14 protein-coding genes and 1 pseudogene are annotated in these 22754 nt (G+C 71.2%); 7 read left to right on the forward strand and 8 right to left on the reverse strand.

The features are described 5' to 3' along the window. Position 1 precedes the first annotated feature (1 nt). The 7 genes from ET445_RS16945 to ET445_RS16975 form a co-directional block, all read right to left on the reverse strand. Positions 2-880, reverse strand: a complete 879-nt coding sequence (locus ET445_RS16945; RefSeq protein WP_129192313.1) for a hypothetical protein — start codon at positions 878-880, stop codon at positions 2-4. Continuing rightward, the gene (locus ET445_RS16950) at positions 877-2154 is read right to left on the reverse strand and encodes a saccharopine dehydrogenase family protein (protein ID WP_129192314.1); all 1278 of its coding nucleotides are present in this window, start codon (positions 2152-2154) and stop codon (positions 877-879) included. The genes ET445_RS16945 and ET445_RS16950 overlap by 4 nt, the downstream gene beginning before the upstream one ends. Positions 2155-2401: 247 nt before the next feature. After that, positions 2402-3358, reverse strand: coding sequence for a type IV toxin-antitoxin system AbiEi family antitoxin domain-containing protein (locus ET445_RS16955; RefSeq protein ID WP_129192315.1), 957 nt, complete (start codon positions 3356-3358; stop codon positions 2402-2404). Between the two features lie 276 nt (positions 3359-3634). After that, positions 3635-4873, reverse strand: a complete 1239-nt coding sequence (locus tag ET445_RS16960) for a D-arabinono-1,4-lactone oxidase (protein WP_243695435.1) — start codon at positions 4871-4873, stop codon at positions 3635-3637. A 451-nt stretch (positions 4874-5324) separates the two neighbouring features. After that, positions 5325-6053 (reverse strand): phosphatase PAP2 family protein, encoded by a 729-nt coding sequence (locus ET445_RS16965; RefSeq protein WP_243695257.1) that lies wholly within the window; start codon positions 6051-6053, stop codon positions 5325-5327. Positions 6054-6073: 20 nt separating this feature from the next. Beyond that, positions 6074-7375 carry a multidrug effflux MFS transporter gene (locus ET445_RS16970; RefSeq protein WP_129192317.1) on the reverse strand — a complete coding sequence of 434 codons (1302 nt, stop codon included), beginning with the start codon at positions 7373-7375 and terminating at the stop codon, positions 6074-6076. A gap of 122 nt (positions 7376-7497) precedes the next feature. Further along, complete coding sequence (locus tag ET445_RS16975) at positions 7498-8673, reverse strand: ROK family transcriptional regulator (RefSeq protein WP_243695258.1); 1176 nt, start codon at positions 8671-8673, stop codon at positions 7498-7500. Between the two features lie 146 nt (positions 8674-8819). On the opposite strand from ET445_RS16975, the gene ET445_RS16980 reads away from it, so the two are divergent. From ET445_RS16980 to ET445_RS16995, 4 genes and pseudogenes are all read left to right on the forward strand, one after another. Then, the gene (locus ET445_RS16980; RefSeq protein ID WP_165314443.1) at positions 8820-10115 is read left to right on the forward strand and encodes an ABC transporter substrate-binding protein; all 1296 of its coding nucleotides are present in this window, start codon (positions 8820-8822) and stop codon (positions 10113-10115) included. 145 nt (positions 10116-10260) lie between these two features. Further along, positions 10261-11109: a carbohydrate ABC transporter permease gene (locus ET445_RS16985; RefSeq protein ID WP_341769719.1), complete on the forward strand. Its 849-nt coding sequence runs from the start codon at positions 10261-10263 to the stop codon at positions 11107-11109. 1 nt (position 11110) lies between these two features. Continuing rightward, the gene (locus ET445_RS16990; RefSeq protein ID WP_129192320.1) at positions 11111-12007 is read left to right on the forward strand and encodes a carbohydrate ABC transporter permease; all 897 of its coding nucleotides are present in this window, start codon (positions 11111-11113) and stop codon (positions 12005-12007) included. After that, positions 12004-14372, forward strand: a pseudogene (locus tag ET445_RS16995) (beta-xylosidase/alpha-l-arabinosidase). The gene ET445_RS16990 and the pseudogene ET445_RS16995 overlap by 4 nt, the downstream one beginning before the upstream one ends. 110 nt (positions 14373-14482) lie before the next feature. Here ET445_RS16995 and ET445_RS17000 read toward each other — a convergent pair. Further along, positions 14483-15529, reverse strand: a complete 1047-nt coding sequence (locus ET445_RS17000; protein WP_208008475.1) for a LacI family DNA-binding transcriptional regulator — start codon at positions 15527-15529, stop codon at positions 14483-14485. A 95-nt stretch (positions 15530-15624) separates the two neighbouring features. Here ET445_RS17000 and xylA point away from each other — a divergent pair, with 95 nt between their 5' ends. The 3 genes from xylA to ET445_RS17015 all read left to right on the forward strand — a co-directional run bounded on the left by xylA (position 15625) and on the right by ET445_RS17015 (position 22749). Then, complete coding sequence (xylA, locus tag ET445_RS17005) at positions 15625-16815, forward strand: xylose isomerase (RefSeq protein WP_129192322.1); 1191 nt, start codon at positions 15625-15627, stop codon at positions 16813-16815. 88 nt (positions 16816-16903) lie between these two features. Beyond that, positions 16904-18322, forward strand: coding sequence for a xylulokinase (gene xylB, locus ET445_RS17010; protein ID WP_129192323.1), 1419 nt, complete (start codon positions 16904-16906; stop codon positions 18320-18322). 209 nt (positions 18323-18531) lie between these two features. After that, positions 18532-22749: an endo-1,4-beta-xylanase gene (locus tag ET445_RS17015; RefSeq protein ID WP_129192324.1), complete on the forward strand. Its 4218-nt coding sequence runs from the start codon at positions 18532-18534 to the stop codon at positions 22747-22749. Positions 22750-22754 lie beyond the last annotated feature (5 nt).

The following is a 22754-nucleotide window of genomic DNA, read 5'->3' on the forward strand; positions in this document are numbered from 1 at the left end:
CTCATCGGTGCTCGGCCTCTCGGTCGGGGTCGTCGTGGGTGAACACGTAGTCTCCCACCGCATCGAGTTCGGGGCGCAATCCTGCCGCCGCGGCCGCCGCGAAGACGGCTCGGGACGACTCGCGGAGCGCCGCGGCAGCGGCGGGATCGGCGGCGCGCACGGCCTCGAAGTCGGCGACGAGGGCGAGGCCGGATGTCTCGGGGTGCACGCCGACCGGCCGCGCGTTCCACGCGGGCGCCGGCCCGCGCGCGAGCGCGCGCAGCGCGCGGGGCGAGGCGAGCCGCCACGTCACCTCGAACCGGTCGGAGCGGTCGCTCCCCGTGATCGCGTCGCCGAGGTCGCCGTAGAAGCCGGGCAGCCACGCCGACACCTCGGCGCCGAGCCGTACGAGGTTCATGCGCGCGTTGCGGCGGATGAGCGGGTCGTACGTCCACCGGATCTCGTCGACGCCGTGCGCGAGGCACACCGCCCGTTGGCGGAGCTTCAGGGCGAGCCCGATCCCGCGCCCGCGCGCGGCCGGGTCGACGGCGTTCAGGTGCGAGTGCAGGTGCACGCCCCGGTCCCAGCCGAGGAACCCCGCGGCGGCGCCGACGGGCATGCTCGCGGCCGAGACATCCGTCGCGCTCTGCTCTGTCGTGCGCCGCTCCTCCGCGACGAGCACCGTCGCGCCCGCGTGCGCGAGCGCGACGTAGAACGACCGGTCGGGCCCTGTGCCGACGCCCCAGGTCGCCTCGACCCGGGAGACGACCCCGTCGAGGTCTCCGACCTGCGCTTCGCGCGTCACGACCCCGGCGGTCGCGTCGGCGGCGTCTGCGAGCGCGATCGCATCGGCGAGGAGCGTGCCGCCCGAGGCATCCTCGCCCGTCGAACCCTCGGTCACTTCGGCGTGCGCTCCTCGAGGTGCCACTCCTGGCCGTACCCGCCCTCGGCCTCGGGCTTCTTCATGAGCTCGAGGAACGGCACGGCGTCGAACGCCTCGGGGCCGAGCACCCCCGTGCCCTGCCAGGTGCCGTCGGAGAGCAGTTCGAGGGCGACGACGGGGTTCAGAGCGGTCTGCCACACGACGCACTGCGCCTCGTACTCGGCCATCGTCCACTCGTTGTCGGACACGTGGTACAGGTACACCTCGCGCGGGTTGCCGTCTTTGCCGGTGCCCGTCACCCAGAGCCCCGCGCACGTCTTGCCCGTCATGCGCGGGCCGATCGATGCGGGGTCGGGCAGGGCCGCCGCGACGACGTCGCGCGGCGCGACCTCGGCAGGGCCGTTCGCCGACCGCACGCGCAGCGGCGTCGTCGAGTCGAGGCCGAGCAGGTGCAGCGTCTTCAGCACGTTGATGAACTCGTCGCCGAGGCCGTACTTGAACGTCACGCGCTTCGCGTCGACCCAGCGCGGCATGAGGAGCACCTCCTCGTGCTCGACGTTGACGCACTCGACGGGGCCGATGCCCGCCGGGAAGTCGAACGTCTCGGGCTCGCTGAACGGCGGCGTCGTGTACCAGCCCTTGTCCTCCTCCCAGATCACGGGAGGATTCAGGCACTCCTCGATCGTCGTCCAGATCGAGAACGACGGCGCGAAGATCTCGTTGCCCTCCTCGTCGCGCACGACGAGGTTCGCGCCGTCGCGCGTGCCGAGCTCGTCGATCTCGCTGAAGAGGTGGTCGGCCGCGTAGCGCGCGAAGACATCCGACAGTCCGGGTTCGACGCCGATGCCGACGAGGGCGAGCCGGCCCGCCTGCTGCCAGTCGGACGCCTGCGCGAACTGGTCGTCGCCGAGCTTCACGCCCGTCTCGGCGTACGGGTCGGTCGGGTGCGGCTCGCTGAGGCTCATCGCCATGTCGAGGTAGTCGGCGCCCGCGGCGAGCGCGCCCGCGAAGATCGAGGTCACGAACTTCGGCTCGACGGCGTTCATGACGTGGGTCGCGCCGTGCTCGCGCGCGACCGCGGCCACGCGGTCGGGATCGGATGCGTCGATCTGCGCGGTCGTGAACCGGGATGCCACATCGTCGCCGTGCCTCGCGCGGACCCAGTCGACCGTCCGCTTCGCCCTCCCCTCGTCGTAGTCGCTCACGACGATCAGTTCGTAGAAGCTTCGACGAGCCGCGATCTTGGCGATCGCGTCTCCGACGCCTCCGGCGCCGACGAGGAGGATGCGCATGGTGAGACGCTAGCGCGGCGAGCGGGCAGCCGTCGAGTGTCCGGGGTTTCGCTCGCCCCCTCCCGCTTCACCCATTCCTCCTCCCCCTTCTTCCCTCTTCGCCCCTCCCCCTCCCCTCCGCGCGCTCCCCTCCTCTCTGCAATTCAGGAAGAACCCGCGGGCTACCGGCGAGTCGGACCGCGACACGCCGCACCTCGTCAGGTTCGTCCTGAATTGCTGGAGGGAGGGCGGCCTTCGGTGTGGGAGGTCAGCCTGCAGCAGGCAGCCGACGGACTCCCCGGAGCATCCGGGCATCTCCCACGACCCGATCGACCGCCGCCCGCACCGTCGGCCAGTCGTCGAGCACCTGCGTCGCGGTCGCTCTGATGAGCGGCATCCCGAACGCTTGCGCGACGAGGGTGCGATCGCGATCCGCGGCGAACTGCTCGCGTTCGGAGTGGAACGCCCATCCGTCGATGTCGAAGAGGACGCATCCTTCGATGAGGCCGTCGTATCGTCCGTGACCCGGGAGCCGGAACTGTGGTTCGACTTGGTACCCCGCGGCCTGCAATCGCCGGACGAAGATCGACTCTGCGCCCGACTCGATCCGGCCGCTCAGCTCGTCGACGACGAGTCCGTGGGTACTCGGGAGGCTCGCGAGCACCCGCCGGACCGACGCGGCGGTCATGACTCGCTCGCCGATCATCGAGTCGACGGCGGCTTGGGCATGCAGCGGATCGAGGCACCGGGATGCCTCGGCGAGCGCCGTGCTCGGCGAGACGATCCAGTCGAGCGCGGCAGCCCGATCGCGTTCTTCGGCCCAGTGCACGCGCGGGGCCGATGCAGGAGCACTCGGCCTGATCCCCCGGCGAAGCCGGTCGGGCGTGAGCGGGTGGAAGACGGGGATGTCGGAGCCCTCCAGTGGGCCGACTGCCGTCCCCAACCGTGCAGCGTTGCGCGGCACATGGATGTGCAGAGCCCGATCGACACCGCTCCATACCCCGAGTCTTGCCAGCGCACTCGAACAGCCGACGACGCCGTGCACGGTGACCGCTCGGCGCTGGTCGCGGTCGGCGGCAGACGAGCAGTACCAGCCGCGGCGGAGCCGGATGAGGTGTCTCGCTCGAACGAGCTCGCGGATCTCGGCGTCGCTCAGTCCGGCGCGACGAAGCGTCGACAGTTGTGCGACCTCACCGAGCCGGGAGAGCAGGAATCGAATGTCCATCGCTCGACCATGTCGTGCCCGCGATGCCCGTTGTCCTTCATCGGGGCTCGGACGCGACATCCGGCAGGCTGTTCCCGCTGTGGAGGAGCCGTCCTCACGCGGTGTTCGATCGCCCGCCTCACCCAACTCAGGAAGGATCCGGCGACACGCCGTCAGGCGCGGCGCGAAACGCCGACCGTACGGCAGTGGTTCCTGAATTGCCGGGGTGGGGATTGGCTGGACACAGAACGGGGGTGGGGAGCGGATACGGGGCGGATGTCTCGCCCGCGCGCCGCGCTACAGCCCCAGCCGCTCGAGGTACGGGTTCACGAACCGGCGGTCGGGATCGACCCTTGCGCGGAGCGCGGCGAAGTCGTCGAACCGCGGGTATCGGCGGCGCACCTCGTCACCGGGCAGGGTGAACACCTTGCCCCAGTGCGGGCGGGCGGTGCTCGGCAGGGCCGCTTCGAGGTCGGGCAGGAAGGCCCGCACGGCGGGCTCGTCGAGCTTCCAGGTGAAGTGGAGAGCGACGGCGTCGACGCCGTACGCCGGGCTCAGCCACAGGTCGTCGGCGCGCACCGTGCGCACTTCGGTGACGAGCAGGAGCGGCGCGATCCGCGGCGCGAGCCGTCGCACCGCCTCGATCGCGGCGACGGCATCGGCGCGCGGCACGAGGTACTCCGACTGGAGTTCGTCGCCCGCCGACGGTGTGAACTCGAGGCGGAAGTGCGGCAGCCGCGCGAACCACGGGCCTGGTTCACCGAGCTGCGGCGTGCAGGCGGCGGCATCCACCCCCATGATCGGATGCCTCGGGGCGGGCGCCGGCCGCGCCGCGAGCCGCGCGGCGACGGCGTCCAGCTGGAGTGCACCGCCCGGCCACGGGACATCCGTGCGCCGTTTGACCCACAGCTGGTCGGCGACGTCCGAGCTCTGCCACGTCGTGAAGACGCTCACGCTCGTGCCGAGCGACGTGACGGCGTCGAGGTCCTCGAGGATCGCGTCCCATCGCGGCCCGTCGTAGACGGTCTGCGCGACGTCGTAGGTCGGTTCGACGTCGAGTTCGAGGGCTGCGACGACGCCGAGGGCGCCGAGGTGCACGACCGACCCCGCGAAGTCGGCGTCGCCGCGCTGCACGAAGCGCGGCTGGCCGTCGGCGCCGACGAAGGCGAGCGAGCGCACGGCCGTCGAGAGCGATCCGAGCCCGTCGCCCGACCCGTGCGTGCCCGTCGCGGTCGCGCCCGCGACGGAGATGTGCGGCAGCGACGCGAGGTTCGCGAGCGCGAGCCCCTTCGCCTGCAGGAGCGGCGCGAGGTCGCCATAGCGCGGCGAACCCGAGATGCGCACCGCCCCGGGTGCGCTGCCTGCGTCGACGACGACGGGCAGTCCGGATGTCTCGATGAGCACGCCGTCGGTGTCGGCGAGGTCGTTGAACGTGTGCCGCGTCCCGAGCACCCGCACGGGGCCGCCTTCGGCGAGCACGGCCTGGAGCTCGGCGACCGACGTCGGGCGCACGATGCGCGCCGCGCGGTACCGCAGGTTGCCGGCCCAGTTGCGGGCCTCGCCGGGGACTGTGCTCGCGGACGCCCCGGCGGGTGCCGGAGTGCCGCCGCCCGCGACCGCCCGCAACGCGTCGGCCGCGGCACGGTTCGTCGCGACGCCGCGCGATCGGTACCGGGCGTCGACCTCGCCGTCGCGCGTGTGCACCTCGAAGCCGTTGCCGACCTCGGCGGCGAGACGCTGAGCGAGCCCGGCGCTCCGGCCGGCGAGCGACTCGAGCGACTCGAGCGCGTCCGCACCGCCCGGGGCATCGGCGAGCGCCCAGGCCTCGACCTGGGCGGCCCACGCCGCGAGGTCGGCGACGAGCTCGGGCGAGAGCCGGGTGTGCTCGAACGGAACGGGGTCGAACCCGATCCAGATCGGGCTCGAGGCGTGGTCGGCGAGCAGGCGGATCTCGACGGGTTCGTCGGCGTAGGTCATCTGCGGTTCCTCATGGGGTCGGCGGTTCGGGGGCGCCTGCACCCCACTCGACGCGTTCGCGTTCGAGCACGTGCAGGAAAGGGATGAGCACGAGGATGGCGACGCCGACGCCGACGAGCGCGCCGCCGAGGGTGTCGGTCAGCCAGTGCGCTCCCAGGTAGGTGCGGCTGACGGCCATCACGAGGACGTACGCCGTGCCCGTCACCCACACCCACGTGCGCGGCACGATGACCCAGAGCACGAACGCGACCGTGGCGGCGTTCGCGACGTGCCCGGAGGGGAACGAGCCGAGATCGGTCGTGATCAGGAACTCTTCGAGGCGCACGGGCCTCGGCCGTTCGAGGGTGTGCTTGAGCGCCTGCACGACGGCGAGGCTCGCGGCCGCCGACGCGACGAAGTACAGGGCGGCCCACCACCGCCGGACGATCGCGAGCACGACGAACCCCGCGATCGGTTCGACGACGCCCATGAGCGGCCCGCCGAGGAAGTTCATGAGGAGGGCGACCTGATCGAGGAACGGTCCGCGGATGTCTCCCATGACCTCGGAGAACCACTCGTCGATCCCGAGGGGGTGGTTACCGTACCTCAGCGAAATGGTGACGCCGAGGAGCACCGCGACGCCGACGAACACGAGCGCCCAGACCAGCAGGTCGCGCCGGCGGATACGCGGCGGCGCCGAGGCATCAGGTGCATTCGAGGCATCCGGATGTCTCGAACCCCCCGTCTGCCCACCCGCCATGCCGTCCAAACTAGCGCGGCTCAGTCGGTGAGCGGCGGCACCGTGCGCGGGCGCACGAGCCCCCAGAGGCCCGCGATCGCGATGACGGCGACGATCGCCATGACGAGGGCCATGGGGGCGGCGCTGCCGACGCCCATGAGGCCGATGAGCGGCGAGATGACCCCGGCGAGGCCGAAGTTGAGCGCGCCGAGGAGCGACGCCGCGGTGCCCGCCTCTGAGCCGTGGTTCGCGAGCGAGAGCACCTGCACGGCCGGGAACGAGAACCCGCACGCGAGGATGTAGAACCACAGCGGGATCGCCGTGCCCCAGAACCCGGCGCCTGCCCGGTCGAGCACGAGGATCGCGATCGCCATGGCGAGGTGGACGGCGGTCGTGCCCGCGAGGATCCACTGCGGCGGTACCGGCCCGCGCATGAGCCGCGAACTCGTCTGCACGCCGATGATGATGCCGATCGAGTTGACCGCGAAGAGCAGGCCGTACTGCTGCGGCGTGAACGCGTACAGGTCTTGGAAGAGGAACGACGACGTCGACAGGTAGCCGAAGAGCCCCGTGAACGTCATGCCGCCGATGAGCGCGGCACCGAGGTAGACGCGGTCGCGGAAGAGCGCGCCGTAGCGGGCGCGCATGGTCGAGTGGCCTGCGACCTTGCGGCGCTCGGGCGGCAGCGTCTCGACGATGAAGAACGACACGGATGCCACGACCACGAGCCCATAGCCCGCGAGCACCCAGAAGACGCCCCGCCAGTCCATGATCGCGAGCAGCTGCGATCCGATGACGGGAGCGAGCACGGGCGCGAGGCCGTTGACGAGGGCGAGGCGCGACAGCATGCGCACGAGCGGCTTGCCGCCGAACAGGTCGCGCACCATCGCCACGGCGACGACGCCGCCGGCGGCCGCGCCGAAGCCCTGGAGCAGACGGAAGACGGAGAGCCACACGATGTCGGGCGCGTTCGCCGCGGCGATCGAGGCCGCGATGTGCAGCGCCGTCGCGAGGATGAGCGGCAGGCGCCGGCCGACCTTGTCGCTCCACGGCCCGACGATGAGCTGGCCGAACCCGAAGCCGATCATGGTGCCCGTGAGGGTCAGCTGCACGGCCGACGCGCTCACGTGGAGCTCGTTCTGGAGCACCGGGAAGGCCGGCAGGTAGAGGTCGACCGTGAACGGCCCGAGCGCCGTGAGCGCGCCGAGCACGAGCACGTAGACGAGGCGCTGGCGGCTCGTGAGGCGGTCGCCCGGGTGTGCGTGCTCGCCGTGGGCGCCCACGACGGGCGTCGACCTCGTGTCGTCGGGTCTGATGATGGGGATGGGGCTCGTGGCGGACATCGCGTTCCTGGGTCTCAGCGGTCGAATCGATTCGACAATCGCACCAGTCTAGCGGGCGCACAGCGCGCGGGCGCAAGGGCGAGCGGATGCCTCGAAGCGCGACCCCGAGGCATCCGCCATCGCTACCCGGCGACGGCGCGACCCGGGTCGTCGAGCAGATCTGCGAACGCCGCCTCGGCAGCGCCGATCATCAGCCGGTCCTCGCCGAGCGCGGCCGTGCGGAGCTCGACGAGCTCGAACGCCGCAGGCATCGACTGCGCCTCGACCGCCGCCGCGAGCCCGTCGCGGTCGCGCTCGGCGATCGTCGCGAGGAACCCGCCGAGGATCACGACCGAGGGATTCAGCACGTTGACGGCGTTCGCGAGCGCCGTCGCGAGGATGCGCCGCTGCCGGGCGACCTCGTCGTGCACCGCCGAGGCATCCGACTCCTCGATCGCGCGCGCGAGCGTGGGCTCGTCGGCGTGCTTGAGATGCAGCGCGTCGAGGAGCCGCGACCGGCTCACCTCGTCTTCGAGCACGCCACCCGCCGCGCGCCGGTCGGCGGCCGCGGCGATGCCGGGCCGGTTCTGGCCGAACTCGCCCGCGTAGCCGCCCGCGCCGCCGAGGAGCAGACCGTGCACGATGACGCCGCCGCCGATGCCGCTCGCACCGCCGTTCAGGTAGACGAGGTCCTCGACGCCCATGCCGGCGCCGAAGAGGTGCTCGGCCGTCGCACCGTGGCTCGCGTCGTTGCCCACGATCGTGAGGATTCCCGTGGCCTCCTCGACGAGCACCCTGACCGGCGCTTCGCGCCACCCGAGGTGCGGGGCGAGACGCACGAGCCCGTCCGAGGCGCGCACGAGACCCGGCACGGCGAGGCCGATCGACACGACCCGCGCGCCGCGGAGCGGCCCCCGACGCCACCGCATGATCGTCTCGGCGACGAGGCCGGCCGTCTCTTCGGGCGTGACGAGCCGGTCGACCTCGACGCGGTCGCGCACGACGACTCGGCGGTCGAGGCCGACCGCGGCGATCGTGACGGCGTCGATCTCGGGGTTGACGGCGATCGCCACGACCGTGGGGTGCACGGCGATGACGGGCGAGGGGCGACCGACGCGATTGGTCGGGTCGGGTGCGCGCTCTTCGACGAGGCCGAGCTCGACGAGCTCTGCGGCGAGCGCCGCGACCGTCGAGCGATTGAGCCCCGTCTGCTCCGTCAGGCGGGCGCGCGAGAGGGGCCCCTCTCGATGGACGATTCGAAGGAGTTTCGAGAGATTTCGACGGTGCACCCCGTCGAACGTGCCCGGCCGTTCTGCCACGAGCCTGAGTCTAGGTTCGCTGCGCGCTCTATAACGTCTCAGCCACGCCGAATTTGTTGCGCTTGACCGCATATGGGTCCATGCGTATGCTCTAGACGTCCAGATCACTTTCGGCATTGAGGCCGAAACTTTCGAGAGGTTCAATGATGAACAGACGCAGCACTACCCGGCTCGTCACGTTCGCCGCAGCAGCAGGCCTTGCCCTCGCCTCCCTCACCGCGTGTAGCGCAGGTGGCGACGACAACGCGGCAGACGGCGAAGTCACCCTCACCTGGTGGCACAACGCCACCTCCGGCCCCATGCCGGCCGTCTGGGAGGAAGTCGCCTCCGAGTTCGAGGCGGCACACCCCGGCGTGAAGGTCGAGCAGACGGGCTACCAGAACGAAGACCTTCAGCGCACGCTCATCCCGAACGCGCTCGCTTCGGGCGACGCGCCCGACCTCTTCCAGGTCTGGCCGGGCGGCGAGCTCCGCGACCAGGTCGCCAACGGCTACCTCAAGCCCCTCGACGACTCGATCGCCGACACGATCGCAAGCGTCGGCGCGACGGTCAACCCGTGGCAGGTCGACGGCAAGACGTACGGCATCCCCTTCACCTTCGGCATCGAGGGCTTCTGGTACAACAAGGACCAGTTCAAGGAAGCCGGCATCTCGGCCCCGCCCACGACGCTCGACGAGCTCATCGCCGACAACGCCAAGCTCCGCGAGGCGGGCTTCACGCCCATCGCCGTCGGCGCCGGCGACAAGTGGCCGGCCGCGCACTGGTGGTACCAGTTCGCGCTGCACAGCTGCTCGCCCGAGACGCTGCAGACCGCTGAGAAGGACTTCGACTTCAGCGACCCGTGCTTCGTCGAGGCCGGCCAGCAGCTGAAGGACTTCATCGGCACGAACCCCTTCCAGGAGGGCTTCCTCGGCACCCCGGCCCAGCAGGGCGCCGGCTCGTCGGCCGGTCTCGTCGCGAACGGCCAGGCCGCGATGGAGCTCATGGGCCACTGGAACGCCGGTGTCATCGGCGGCCTCACGCCCGACCAGCAGGTTCCCGCCTTCCTCGGCTGGTTCCCGTTCCCCGGCATCGAGGGCTCGGCCGGCGACCCGACCGCCGCACTCGGCGGCGGTGACGGCTTCGGCTGCTCGGCCGACGCTCCCAAGGAGTGCGACGAGCTGCTCGCCTACATCATGAGCGACGAGGTCCAGGCGAAGTTCGCCGCGAGCGGCTCGGGCATCCCGACCGTTCCGTCGGCGGTCGACTCGCTCGAGGACCCGAACCTGAAGGCCGTCGCCGAGGGTCTCGCGAACGCCTCGTTCGTCCAGCTCTGGCTCGACACCGCCTACGGCACGACCGTCGGCAACGCGATGAACGAAGGCATCGTCAACCTGTTCGCAGGCACCGGCACGCCCGAGGACATCGTCAAGAAGATGACGGACGCGGCGGCCACCCTGTGACCTCCCTGTCCGAAAAGGTCGGGCCCGCGGTTTCCGCGGGCCCGGCCCTTCCCCGCGCTCCACACGCGCCAAGCGCGGCCGCGGCCGCCAGCGGCTCGAGATCGTCCTCCTCGCCGGGCCCGCGCTCGTCGTGTTCCTCGGCTTCGTGATCCTTCCCGTGATCCTCGCCGCGGTCTATTCGTTCTACAACCTGCCCGCTGCCTTCAAGTGGGAGAACCTCGCCGACCCCGAGCGCTTCGTCGGCTTCGACAACTACATCCGCGCCTTCCAGACTCCCGAGTTCATCAAGGCGATCGGCAACAACTTCATCATCCTGGTGCTCTCGCTCGTCATCCAGGGCCCCATCGCCATCGGCGTCGCGCTGCTGCTGAACCGCCCCATGCGCGGTCGCGCCGTGATCCGTCTCCTGATCTTCGTTCCCTACGTGCTCGCCGAAGTCATCGCGGGTCTCTCGTGGAAGCTGCTCCTCCAGCCCACCGGCGGCGTCAACGCCCTCCTCGAGGCGATCGGCCTCGGAGCGCTCAAGCAGAACTGGCTCGCCGACCCGAACATCGCCCTCTGGACGCTCTTCGCGATCCTCACCTGGAAGTACGTCGGCTTCGCGATCATCCTCATGCTCGCAGGCCTGCAGGGCGTGCCCGAAGAGCTCGCCGAAGCGGCGCAGATCGACGGCGCGACGTGGTGGCAGACGCAGCGGTACATCACGATCCCGCTGCTCGCACCCACCATCCGCATCTGGGCGTTCCTGTCGATGATCGGCGCCCTCCAGCTGTTCGACATGGTGTGGGTCACGGTCGCGCCGACCGTCCGCCAGATGTCGACCGAGACGATGGCGACCTACATGGTCCAGCAGGGCCAGTTCGCCGGCCAGCCGGGCTACGGCTCCGCCATCGCCGTCATCCTGTTCTTCATCTCCCTCGTCGTCGCGCTCCTGTACCAGCGGTTCGCGCTCCGTCGTGACCTCCAGGGCGCCATCACGAGAGGGGTGCGTTGACATGACCGCCACGTCTTACGTCACCACCGGCAAGGCCGGCAACCTCGGCGACCCCGCCGGGCGGCGCCGCTTCGACTGGGGCCAGCCGTTCGTCTACCTCATCGCGCTCGTCGTCGCGGCGCTCGCGATCGGCCCCGTGCTGTACGTCATCATCGGCGGGTTCCGTACGACGGCCGACATCAACGCGAACCCGGGCGGGTTCCCGGCGCCGTGGGTGTTCGACAACTACGCGCAGGTGCTCACGACGCCCCGGTTCTGGGGCAACGTGCTCGCGAGCATCATCCTCGCCGCCGGAACGACGCTCGGCGTCGTCATCCTCGGCATCATGGCCGCGTACCCGATCGCGCGCTACAGCTTCAAGGGCCGCGAGGCGATGTACACGATCTTCACTGCGGGACTCATGTTCCCCCTGACGGTCGCGGCGCTCCCGCTCACGCTGCTGCTTCGCACGCTCAACCTGCACGGCACCTACCTCGGGGTGATCATCCCGTCCATCGCGTTCGCGCTGCCGACGACGATCATCATCCTCGTGCCGTTCCTGCGGGCGATCCCCGACGAGCTCGAAGAGGCCGCGTCGATCGACGGCACCACCCGCATCGGGTTCTTCTGGCGCATCCTGCTCCCGCTCTCCATGCCGGGTCTCGTGACCGTCGGCGTCCTCGCGTTCGTCGGCAGCTGGAACGGGTACCTCCTTCCCCTCCTCGTGATCTCGACGGGAACGCTGCCGCAGGACTTCTGGCCGCTGCCCCTCGGCGTCACGCAGTTCTCCACCCAGTACTCGCAGAACACGGGCGCCGTCCTCGCCTACACCTCGCTGGCGATGATCCCCGCGCTCGTGTTCTTCCTCGCCGCTGAGAAGCGGATCGTCGGCGGCCTCCAGGGCGCCGTGAAGGGATGACCGTGACTTCCACCCCATGGCGCGACCCGGCCCTCCCCACGGCCGAGCGCGTCGCGACGCTCATCGACGCACTGACGCTCGAGGAGAAGATCGCGCAGCTGTACGGCATCTGGATCGCCGCGTCGAACGACGGTGCAGAGGTCGCTCCCAACCAGAACGAGATGACCGAGGACATCGACCTCGACACGTTCCTGCCGCAGGGGCTCGGGCAGCTCACGCGCACCTACGGCACGGTCCCCGTCGACCCCGCCGCGGGCGCCGTGTCGCTGCTCCGCACGCAGCAGCGCGTCGTGGCCGAGTCGCGGCTCGGCATCCCCGCCCTCGCGCACGAGGAGTGCCTCGCGGGCTTCGCGGCGTGGGGCGCGACGGCGTACCCCGTGCCGCTGTCGTGGGGCGCGTCGTTCTCGCCCGAGCTCGTCCAGGAGGTGGGGGCGCAGATCGGCGCCGATATGCGCAAGATGGGCGTGCACCAAGGCCTCGCGCCGGTGCTCGACGTCGTGCGCGACGCCCGTTGGGGCCGCGTCGAGGAGACGATCGGCGAAGACCCGTACCTCGTCGGCACGACGGCCACCGCGTATATCAAGGGCCTCGAGTCATCCGGCATCGTCGCGACGCTCAAGCACTTCGCGGGCTACTCGACCTCGAAGGCCGGGCGCAACCTCGCGCCCGTGTCGATCGGCCGTCGCGAGCTCGCCGACGTCATCCTCCCGCCGTTCGAGATGGCGATCCGCGAGTCGGGCGTCCGCAGCGTCATGAACTCGTACACCGACCTCGACGGCGTGCCGTCGGCGGCCGACGAGTCGCTGCTCACGGGGCTCCTCCGCGACACGTGGGGCTTCGAGGGCACGGTCGTCGCCGACTACTTCGCGATCGCGTTCCTCCTCACCCAGCACGGCGTCGCAGAGGACTGGACGGATGCCGCGCACCAGGCCCTCAAGGCGGGCATCGACGTCGAGCTTCCGGGCCGCAAGACCTTCGGTCCCGACCTCGTCGCGGCCGTGCGCGACGGCATCGTGCCCGAGGCGCTCATCGACCGCGCCCTCGGCCGCGTGCTCGCGCAGAAGATCGAGCTCGGTCTCCTCGACGGCGACGCCGGGTACGTTCCCGACGTGCTGAAGGGCCGAGAGGATGCCTCGGCCGACGCCGTGCGCGGCACGGTCGACCTCGACCCCGCGGAGAACCGCGATCTCGCCCGCCGTCTCGCCGAGCGCGCGATCGTGCTGCTGAAGAACGACGGTGTGCTGCCGCTCGCCGCCCCGAAGCGCATCGCGGTCATCGGCCCGAACGGCGACGACCCGTTCGCCGTGCTCGGCTGCTACTCGTTCCCCCTCCACGTGGGCATCCACCACGAGGCGTTCGGGGCGGGCATCGAGCTGCCGACGCTGCTCGAGTCGCTCCGCGCCGAGTTCCCGGGCGCCGAGGTCACGTACACGCAGGGCACGAGCGTGCAGGGCGGCGAGCGCGACTTCGACGCTGCGATCGCCGAGTCGAAGGCGGCGGATGTCGTCATCCTCGCGCTCGGCGACCGTGCGGGCCTCTTCGGCCGCGGCACGAGCGGCGAGGGCTGCGACGCGGCCGACCTGTCGCTGCCCGGCGCCCAGCAGGACCTGGTGGACGCCGTGCTCGCGACGGGCACGCCGACCGTCGTGACGCTCCTCGCGGGCCGTCCGTACGCCCTCGGCTCGGCCGTCGAGGGGCCTCTGCGATCGTCGAGGCGTTCTTCGCGGGCGAAGCCGGCACGCCCGCCCTCGCAGGCATCCTGTCGGGCCGCGTGAACCCGAGCGGGCGCCTCCCCGTGAGCGTGCCGTCGAACCCCGGCGCGCAGCCGTCGACGTACCTCGCTCCCCCGCTCGCGCGGAAGAGCGGCGTCTCGAACATCGACACGACCCCGGCGTTCCCGTTCGGCCACGGCCTCGGCTACACGACGTTCGAGTGGGCCGCGGTCGAGACATCCGACTCGTCCGAGCTCGCGACCGACGGTGGGACGACCGTCGCCGTCCGTGTGCGCAACGCGGGCGACCGCGACGGCACCGAGATCGTGCAGCTGTACCTGCACGACCCCGTCGCGTCGGTCGTGCGACCGGTGCAGAAGCTCATCGGCTACGCGCGCGTCGACCTCGCCGCAGGCGAGGCCGTCGACGTGACGTTCACCGTCCCTGCGGATCTCGCGTCGTTCACGAACCGCGACGGCCGACGCATCGTCGAGCCGGGCGAGCTCGTCCTCGGCGCCGGACGCTCGAGCGGCGACCTCCGCGTGGAGCGCACCGTGCGCCTCACGGGCGAGGTGCGCGAGGTCGACCACACGCGTCGCCTGCACGCCGACGTCGCGATCGAGGCCGCGGCCGAGGCATCCGTCACCGCGTAACCAGGTCGGGTCGTCGCCACCCCGCGACCCGGCTGAAGAAACGAGCGAGGCCCCGCGATTCGTCGCGGGGCCTCGCTCGTCGTCGGATCGTCGCTCGGCGCGACGCGCACTCAGGAGGCCGCGGGCGCCGCCGTGCTGTCTCTGACGACGAGGCTCGTGGCGAGGTCCATGCGCGCGGTGGGGCGCGAGGGCTCGGCGGGGTCCTCTTCGGAGAGCCGGATGGCGAGGCGCGCGGCCTCTTCGCCCATGCGACGGAGCGGCTGGTGCACGGTCGTGAGTCGGGGCGTCAGCCACTGCGCGAGCGGGATGTCGTCGTAGCCGACGATCGAGAGCTCTTCGGGCACGCGGATCCCAGCCTCGCGGGCGGCTTCGAGGACGCCGAGGGCCTGCATGTCGCTGCCTGCGAAGATCGCCGTGGGGCGCTCGTCGGCGGGGCGTGCGAGGAGTTCGCGGGCGTGCTTGCGGCCGCCCGAGACGTGGAAGTCGCCGAAGCGGATCCACTCGGGGTCGATGGACGCCCCGGCGGAGTTCATGGCCGAGCGGTAACCGTCGACGCGGGCGAGCGAGCACATCATGTCTTCGGGGCCGGTGATCGCGGCGATGCGGCGGTGGCCGAGTTCGATGAGGTGACGGGTCGCGGCGAGGCCGCCCGACCAGTTGGCGGAGCCGACGGAGGGCACGTCGGGCGACGGGTCGCCGGCGGGATCGACGATGACGAACGGGATGGCTCGGGAGCGCAGTTGCTCGCGGTGCTCGGGTGCGATCTCGCTGAAGACGAGCACGACGCCGACGGGGCGGCGGCGCATGACGCCTTCGATCCACTCGTCGTCGGGGGTGTGGCGGCTGCCGCTCACGGTGAGGACGACCGAGAGCCCGTGCTCTTTGGCGACGCGTTCGACGCCGTCGATGAGCTCCATCGACCAGATGCGGTCGAGTTCGTGGAAGACGATCTCGATGAGGCCGGGGCGTGCTTCGGAACGGGGTCCGCCGCGGCGGACGTAGCCGCGGTCGGCGAGGAGCTGCTCGACGCGGGCGCGGGTCGCAGCGGCGACGTCCGTTCGTCCGTTGAGGACCTTCGAGATCGTCGAGAGCGAGACTCCCGCCTCTTCGGCGACGCTCTGCAGGGTGACTCTGTCGCCGGTGACATCCGTTTCCATGTTTCGCATCGTAGTGCGAAAGTTGCGCTGGCGTGCAGCCTGTGGATGGGATAGGTTGTGAGCAACAACATTTCTTCCGTTCATCGAGGAGCGACATGCCCACCCCCACCCGCGACGACAAGTTCTCCTTCGGTCTGTGGACCGTGGGCTACAACGGCACCGATCCGTTCGGCGGCCCTACGCGCAAGCCGCTCGATGTCGTCCACGTCGTCGAGAAGCTCGCCGAGATCGGCGCCTACGGCCTCACCTTCCACGACGACGACCTCTTCGCGTTCGGCTCGACCGACGCCGAGCGTCAGACCCAGATCGACCGCCTCAAGGGCGCCCTCGCCGACACGGGCCTCATCGTCCCGATGGCGACCACCAACCTCTTCTCGGCCCCCGTCTTCAAGGACGGCGGCCTCACGTCGAACGACCGCCAGGTGCGTCGCTTCGCCCTCCGCAAGCTCATCCGCAACCTCGACCTCGCCGCCGAACTCGGCGCGAAGACGTACGTCGCGTGGGGCGGCCGCGAAGGCGCCGAATACGACTCGGCGAAGGACATCCGCGTCGCGCTCGACCGCTACAAGGAGTCGTTCGACTTCCTCGGCCAGTACGTGCTCGACCAGGGCTACGACATCCGCTTCGCGATCGAGCCCAAGCCCAACGAGCCGCGCGGCGACATCCTGCTCCCGACGGTCGGCCACGCGCTCGCCTTCATCAACGAGCTCGAGCACCCCGAGCTCGTCGGCCTCAACCCCGAGGTCGGCCACGAGCAGATGGCAGGCCTGAACTTCTCGGCCGGCATCGCGCAGGCGCTCTGGCACGGCAAGCTCTTCCACATCGACCTCAACGGCCAGCGCGGCATCAAGTACGACCAGGACCTCGTGTTCGGCCACGGCGACCTGCACAACGCGTTCGCCCTCGTCGACCTCCTCGAGAACGGCGGCCTGAACGGCGGCCCCGCCTACGACGGCCCGCGTCACTTCGACTACAAGCCGAGCCGCACCGAAGACGAGAACGGCGTCTGGGACTCGGCCAAGGCCAACATCCAGACCTACCTCCTCCTCAAGGAGCGCGCCGCGGCCTTCCGCGCCGACCCCGAGGTGCAGGCGGCGCTCGAGGCGTCCAAGGTCACCGAGCTCGCCCAGCCCACGCTCAACCCGGGCGAGACGGTCGAGGCCCTCAAGGCCGACCGCTCGGCGTTCGAGGACTTCGACGCCGACGCCTACCTCGGCGGCAAGGGCTTCGGCTTCGTGAAGCTGCAGCAGCTCGCCACCGAACACCTGCTCGGCGCGCGCGGCTGATCCTGCCTGCCTGAACGGGCGCCCGGTACGGCACGCCGGGCGCCCGTTCGCACACCCGCACCCTGATCACCCCGAAGGAGCAGCATCCATGGCCCTCGTCGCCGGAGTCGACTCGTCCACCCAGTCGTGCAAGGTCGTCATCCGCGACGCCGAGACGGGCGCCCTCGTGCGCTCGGGCCGCGCGTCGCACCCGGCGGGCACCGAGGTCGACCCCGCCGCGTGGTGGGGCGCGCTCCTCACGGCGATCGCCGACGCGGGCGGCCTCGACGGCGTCGAGGCGATCTCGGTCGCGGGCCAGCAGCACGGCATGGTCGCCCTCGACGCAGAGGGCCGGGTCATCCGCGACGCCCTCCTCTGGAACGACACCCGCTCGGCCGGCGCGGCGCGCGACCTCATCGACGAGGTCGGCGCAGACGCCTACGCTGAGCGCACGGGCGTCGTGCCCGTGGCCTCGTTCACGGCGACGAAGCTCCGGTGGCTGCGCGACGCCGAGCCCGAGAACGCCGCGCGCGTCGCGGCCGTCGCCCTCCCCCACGACTGGCTGACCTGGCGCCTGCTCGGCTACGGCCCCGAGGGCGAGTCGCCCCTCGGCCCCGTGCTCGAGGCCCTCACGACCGACCGTTCCGACGCGAGCGGCACGGCGTACTGGGGTCAGGGCGGCTACGACCGCGACCTGCTCGAGCGCGCGCTCGGCCACGACGCGATCCTCCCGCGCGTGCTCGGCCCGGCCGAGTCGGCCGGCACGACGCCCGACGGCATCCTCGTCGGCGCGGGCGCGGGCGACAACGCGGGAGCCGCCCTCGGCCTCGACGCGCGCCCCGGCGACGTCGTCGTCTCGATCGGCACGAGCGGCACGGTCTTCGCCGTGACCGAGACGCCCGCGAAGGACGCGAGCGGCACGGTCGCAGGCTTCGCGGATGCCTCGGGCGCCTGGCTCCCCCTCATCGCGACCTTGAACGCGGCCCGCGTGCTCGACTCGACGGCAGGACTCCTCGGCGTCGACCACGACGAGCTCGGCACCCTTGCGCTGCAGAGCGAGCCCGGGGCATCCGGTCTCGTGCTCGTGCCCTACTTCGAGGGCGAGCGCACCCCGAACCTGCCCGACGCGACGGCGTCGCTGTCGGGCCTCACGCTCGCGTCAACGACGCGCCCGAACCTCGCGCGCGCCGCGATCGAGGGCCTGCTGTGCGGCCTCGCCGACGGCCTCGCCGCGGTCCGCGGCCAGGGCGTCGAGGCGCAGCGCGTGCTCCTCATCGGCGGCGCCGCGCAGAACCCGGCCGTGCGCGCGATCGCCGCGCAGGTGTTCGACGTGCCCGTGTCGATCCCGGCGCCGGGCGAGTACGTCGCCGACGGCGCCGCACGCCAGGCCGCGTGGGCCCTCACGGGCGAGCGCCCGGGCTGGCCCGTCGAGTTCGCCGAAGAGCTCGCGGCCGACACCCGCCCCGTGATCCGCGAGCAGTACGCCGTGCGCGCCGCCGAAGCAGCCCGGGCGGCCGCTCGGGCCTGAGTTTCCCGCTCCATCCACCGCGAGGCCGCCTGCGGCCTCCCTGAGACGACCCGACGCACGTCCCCGCCCGTGGGCCACAAGCCCGAGGCGGCGGTCGTCGCGCGGGCTGAACCGGCATCGGTCGTGCGTCGACGCCCGACGGATGCCGACAGCTCGACCGCCTGGCGCACCGACGCCCCAGGCGCATCCCCCTTCGAAACGGAGCCTCGATGAAGTGGACCCCGCGGTCGCGCACAGCGACCGGAAGACTCGGCACGGGAGTGATCGCCGCGGCGCTCATCGCCGCGCCCCTGACGTTCGTGGCCGGGCCCGTGAGCCCGGCCGCCGCGGCAGACGTACAGGTGCTGAACAGCACGTTCGATGACGGCTCCGTCGGGGCCTGGACGGGCAACGACGCCGCGACGCTGACCGTCGTCGACTCGCCCGACGGAACGGGCAAGTCCCTCAAGGTGTCGAACCGGAAGAACAAGTGGGACGGGGCGCAGATCGATCTCGCCCCCATCCTGCAGCCCGACGCCCCCTACACGATCTCGTTCAAGGCCCGCCTCGCAGACGCCGACCAGCCCGCGTCGACCGTGCACTTCACGGTCGACGACGGCTCGTACACGTGGGTGCCGAAAGACACCGACACGGCGATCGACGCGACGTCGTGGACGACGATCACGGGCACGTACACCCTCGCGACCGGGGCGAAGTCGGGGCGGATGTACCTCGACACGTACCGCGACGGCCCCTTCGGCGACGTCCTCATCGACGACGTCGTCATCACGGGCCCCGCGAAGGGCGATGTCCCGACCGACCCGACCGACCCCGGCACGTGCACTCCGAAGCCCGCACGCACGGTCGTCGACGAAGACTTCTCGGGTGAGACCCTCGACGGCACGGGCCTCGAGCGCGACGGCGGTCCGACGCTCTCGTTCGAGCAGGTCGACGGCGACTCGGCGCTCCGGGTCACGGGCCGCGCCAACGATTACGACGGCGTGCAGACCGTGACGGGCAAGCTCGCCGACCTCGTTCCCGGTGACACGATCACGGTGTCGTCGCGCGTGCGGCTCGCGGGCGACACGACGGCGACTGCGGCGATGCGCATGGTCGTCGCGCCGCAGTTCAAGTGGCTGGGCGCCCAGCCCGCCGTCTCGGCCTCGGGTTGGACGACGCTCACCGAGAGTTGGCTGGTTCCGGCCGACGCGAAGCTCACCGACGCGAAGGTCTACGTCGGCAGCGACGCCCGCTCCGACGCGACCGCCGTCTACGACTACTACGTCGACGACTTCAGCGTCTCGATCCAGAGCCCCGGCTGCACGACGGGCGGCCCCGCGCCGGGCACGAAGGTCATCGACGAGGACTTCGAAGACGGCCTCGGGGACTGGAAGCTTCGCGAGGGCGGTGCCGCAGGCGGCCGCGTCGAGGCATCCACCATCTTCGCTCACGGCGGAACGCACTCGGCCCTCGTGACCGAGCGCAACAGCCAGGGCGACGGCCTCGGCATCGACGTCACGGGCGCACTCGACCCGAAGGCGACGTACGAGCTCACCGCGTGGGTGCGGTTCGGCGAGGGGCAGGAGACCGACGACGTCGTGCTCTCGCTCGCCGACACGACCGCGGGGTCGACGTCGTACAAGACGCTCGGCACGTTCACGGCCGTGTCGAACACGGGGTGGACGCAGGTGACGGCGTCGTTCCAGGGCACCGCGGCCGATGCCGCGCTCCTCTACTTCGAGACGAGCTACCACGGCGGCGACGGCACGAACACGAGCGACCTCTTCGTCGACGACATCGTCGTGAAGGTGCCCGAGCCTCCCGTCATCGAAGACATCACGCCGATCAAGGACACCGTCGACTTCCCCGTCGGCGTCGCGATCGACAGCCGTGAGACGGCGGGCGCCGCCTCCGAGCTCGTGCTGAAGCACTTCGACCAGGTCACCCCCGAGAACTTCATGAAGCCCGAGGCCTGGTACAGCGCCGACCACTCGTTCGTGACGGCGAACGCCGAGGCAGACTCGCTCATGACGTTCGCGCAGGAGAACGACCTCAACGTCTACGGCCACGTGCTCGTGTGGCACAGCCAGACGCCGGCCTGGTTCTTCCAGGACGACTCGGGCACGCCGCTCGCGGCCGACGCGGCGGGCAAGCAGGCCCTCCGCGACCGCATGCGCACGCACATCTTCGACGTCGCCGAGTACCTGTCGTCGAAGTACGGCGAGTTCGGCAGCGACACCAACCCGTTGAGGGCGTTCGACGTCGTGAACGAGGTCGTCGACGACGGCAGCGCGTACGCCGACGGCCTGCGCCGCAGCGAGTGGTACCGCATCCTCGGCGAGGAGTACATCGACCTCGCGTTCGAGTACGCGAACGAGGCGTTCAACGACGTCTATGCGGCCGACGGCGCGTCGCACCCGATCCAGCTGTTCATCAACGACTACAACACCGAGCAGTCGGGCAAGCAGGACCGCTACTTCTCGCTCGTGGAGCGTCTGCTCGCGCGCGGTGTGCCGGTCGACGGCGTGGGGCACCAGTTCCACGTGTCGCTCGCGATGCCGGTGTCGGCGCTCGAGGGCGCGATCGCGCGCTTCGAGTCGCTGCCCGTCACGCAGGCGGTCACCGAACTCGACGTCACGACGGGCACCCCCGAGAGCCAGGCGCTGCTCATCGAGCAGGGCTACTACTTCCGTGACGCGTTCGAGGCCTTCCGGAAGCACTCCGACAGCCTCTTCAGCGTCACGGTGTGGGGTCTCACCGACGGCCGCAGCTGGCGGAAGAACTCGGGCGCTCCGCTCCTGTTCACCGACCAGCTGAAGTCGAAGCCGGCCTACGTCGGAGCCGTGGACGGCGCGCTCCCGGCCCGTCTTCGCACGGCGAACGTGTTCGCGGGCGACGTCGCCCTCGACGCCGATGCGACGTCGAGCCCCGAGTGGGCGCGTCTGCCGCTGCACGCCATCGACGACGAGTCGGCGTTCCAGGCGCGCTGGTCGGCGGATCACCTCACGGTGTTCACGACGGTGACGGATGCCTCGACCGACGCGAGCGACGGCGTCGCGTTCGTCGTGGGCGACGAGACCTACTCGGTCTCGCGTTCGGGCGAGGTCACGGGCGGTGGAGGCGCCGACGTCGCCGACGCGGTGGCGACCGAGCGTCCGAGTGGCTACGACGTCGTCGTGCACCTGCCGCTCGACGCCGCGGTGCAGGGCGACGCGGTGCAGCTCGACGTGCAGGTGACCGACGGTGCGACCACGACCGCGTGGAACAGCCCCGGCGTCCTCGGCACGCTCACGCTCATCGAGCCGCTCTCGTACCTCGAGATCGCCGAGACGGCGACGGCGCCCGCGATCGACGGCGACGTCGACGCGGCGTGGAGCGGCGTGGACGCCGTCACGACCGAGAAGAACACGCAGGGCACGGGCGGCGCCGCCGCGACGGTGCGCACCCTCTGGAAGGGCGACACCCTGTACGTGCTCGCCGAGGTCGCCGACCCGATCGTCGACGTGACCGGCTCCGACCCGTGGGTGCAGGACTCGGTCGAGCTCTACGTCGACCCGGGCAACCGGAAGAACGGCGCGTACCGCTACGACGACACGCAGATCCGCATCAGCGCGGAGAACGCGGTGTCGTTCGGCACGGGCGACGAGGCGTTCCAGCGGAACCGCGTCCAGTCGGCGACCAAGCTGGTCGACGGCGGCTACGTCGTCGAGGCGGCGATCTCGCTGCTCGAAGACGGCGGCGCGGGCACGTTCCAGGGCCTCGACTTCCAGGTCAACGACGCGTCGAACGGCGCGCGCACGTCGATCCGCAACTGGGCCGACCCGACCGGCACGGGCTACCAGACGACGGCCCACTGGGGCGTCGGCAAGCTCGTCGCGGCGACGACCGACCCGACCGACCCGGGCCTTCCGGGCACGTTCGAGCCGATCACGGGCGATGCGCCGAAGCCGGGCGACACGTTCACGGTCACGGTCACGGGCCTTCCCTCCGAGACCGAGGTGTCGCTCGAGCTCCGCGACGCCGCGACGCCCGTCGCTCGCGCGCTCGCGCGCTTCGCGGCGCCGTTCTCGACGATCCAGCCCCTCGCGATCGCGGCCCTCGCCGCGCCCGTGACGCTCGGGACGACGACGACGGATGCCTCGGGCACGGCCGTGTTCCAGGTGACGCTGCCGAGCGACCTCGCCCCCGGCGCCTACGACCTCGTCGTCGTCGGCCCCGAAGGCGAGGATCTCGCGACCACGCCGCTCACGGTCGCAGCCGCGACCCCGGCGGCGGAAACTCCCGGCGGAACCGGTTCAGACTCGGGTGCGAGCCCGAGCGGGACCGCCGGTTCGGGCGGGGCACTGGCGCACACGGGTGTGGAGCCCGTGCTGTGGCTGGTCCTCGCGGCACTGCTCGCGGTGGGCGGCTTCGTGCTGCTCGTCGCGCGCCGACGCCGCACGGCCTGACCTGT

The organism is Agromyces protaetiae, from assembly GCF_004135405.1.
In the GTDB taxonomy this organism is placed as follows: domain Bacteria; phylum Actinomycetota; class Actinomycetes; order Actinomycetales; family Microbacteriaceae; genus Agromyces; species Agromyces protaetiae.

What these genes read in the sequence shown, in the direction of transcription:
- ET445_RS16950 (WP_129192314.1), bottom strand. Translation starts at nt 2,154, where the DNA reads ATGCGCATCCTCCTCGTCGGCGCCGGAGGCGTCGGAGACGCGATCGCC.
- ET445_RS16955 (WP_129192315.1), bottom strand. Translation starts at nt 3,358, where the DNA reads ATGGACATTCGATTCCTGCTCTCCCGGCTCGGTGAGGTCGCACAACTG.
- ET445_RS16965 (WP_243695257.1), bottom strand. Translation starts at nt 6,053, where the DNA reads ATGGCGGGTGGGCAGACGGGGGGTTCGAGACATCCGGATGCCTCGAAT.
- ET445_RS16970 (WP_129192317.1), bottom strand. Translation starts at nt 7,375, where the DNA reads ATGTCCGCCACGAGCCCCATCCCCATCATCAGACCCGACGACACGAGG.
- ET445_RS16980 (WP_165314443.1), top strand. Translation starts at nt 8,820, where the DNA reads ATGAACAGACGCAGCACTACCCGGCTCGTCACGTTCGCCGCAGCAGCA.
- ET445_RS16990 (WP_129192320.1), top strand. Translation starts at nt 11,111, where the DNA reads ATGACCGCCACGTCTTACGTCACCACCGGCAAGGCCGGCAACCTCGGC.
- ET445_RS17000 (WP_208008475.1), bottom strand. Translation starts at nt 15,529, where the DNA reads ATGGAAACGGATGTCACCGGCGACAGAGTCACCCTGCAGAGCGTCGCC.
- xylA (WP_129192322.1), top strand. Translation starts at nt 15,625, where the DNA reads ATGCCCACCCCCACCCGCGACGACAAGTTCTCCTTCGGTCTGTGGACC.
- xylB (WP_129192323.1), top strand. Translation starts at nt 16,904, where the DNA reads ATGGCCCTCGTCGCCGGAGTCGACTCGTCCACCCAGTCGTGCAAGGTC.
- ET445_RS17015 (WP_129192324.1), top strand. Translation starts at nt 18,532, where the DNA reads ATGAAGTGGACCCCGCGGTCGCGCACAGCGACCGGAAGACTCGGCACG.